Below are 1,099 nucleotides of genomic sequence, written 5' to 3'. Positions count from 1 at the left end.
GACCCGCGCGACGTGGGGGAGCGGATGCTCAACGACGCCTCGACCGTCGCCGACTGGACGGGGCTCATCCGGGGCCAGCTGGAGCGGTTCGTGTCCTTCGACGACGCGCCGACCGGCGCCGTGGCCGTCAACAACCTGGACTGGACCGGACAGCAGCCGGTCCTGGAGTTCCTGCGCGACCTCGGCAAGCACTTCCCGGTCAGCACGATGATCTCGCGCGACACCGTGCAGCGCCGCCTCGCCGTCGACGGGATGTCCTACACCGAGTTCAGCTACCTGCTTCTCCAGGCGCAGGACTACCTGCATCTGTACCGCGAGTTCGGGGTGCGGCTGCAGATCGGCGGGTCCGACCAGTGGGGCAACATCGTCGGCGGTGTCGACCTCGTGCGCCGGGTGACCGGTGACCACGTCCACGCGTTGACCCTGCAGCTGGTCACCGACTCCGAGGGTCGCAAGTTCGGCAAGTCCACCGGGGGCGGCAACGTCTGGCTCGACCCGGAACGCACCTCGCCGTACGCCTGGTACCAGTACTTCGTGAACGTCGCCGATGCCGACGCGATCGCCTACCTCAAGCTCTTCACCTTCCTCGACCGCACCGAGATCGAGGCCCTGGAGACCGAGCTCGTCGAGAAGCCGCATCTGCGTGGCGCGCAACGACGTCTCGCCGCCGAGCTCACGACGCTCGTGCACGGGGAGGACCAGACCCGGCAGGTGACGACGGCGAGCCAGGCCCTCTTCGGTCGCGCGGAGCTCACCGATCTGGACGCGGCCACACTCGGCGCCGCGCTCGCCGAGGTACCGACGGCCGACGCCGGCCCGGCCGACACGATCGTCGACCTGCTCGTCGCCACCGGTCTGACCGACAGCAAGGGTGCCGCTCGCCGCGCCGTGAAGGAGGGCGGCGCGTACGTCAACAACGTCAAGGTCGTCGACGAGGAGTGGGTCCCGGGTCCCGGGGACGTCCGCGACGGCGGCTGGCTGGTGGTGCGGCGGGGGAAGCGCAACCTGGCCGGTGTGCGGGTCGGGTCGGCGTGATCTGCCGCTGACCTGCAGGAACGTCGAGAAGGTACCCCCCTGTGAACCGCCTCCGAGCCGTCCT

Annotated in this window: 1 protein-coding gene; it reads left to right on the top strand. The window is 69.9% G+C overall.

All coding sequences use genetic code 11. The features are described from left to right. On the top strand, nucleotides 1-1,035 hold a 1,035-nt coding region (gene tyrS / locus D8M34_RS17990), incomplete at its 5' end, for a tyrosine--tRNA ligase (protein WP_126894706.1). Nucleotides 1,036-1,099 lie beyond the last annotated feature (64 nt).

The organism is Microbacterium sp. HSID17254, assembly GCF_003989315.1.
Taxonomy (GTDB): domain Bacteria; phylum Actinomycetota; class Actinomycetes; order Actinomycetales; family Microbacteriaceae; genus Microbacterium.
The sequence above is the reverse complement of the archived record's forward strand: the minus strand, read 5'-3'. Positions and strand labels throughout refer to the sequence as shown.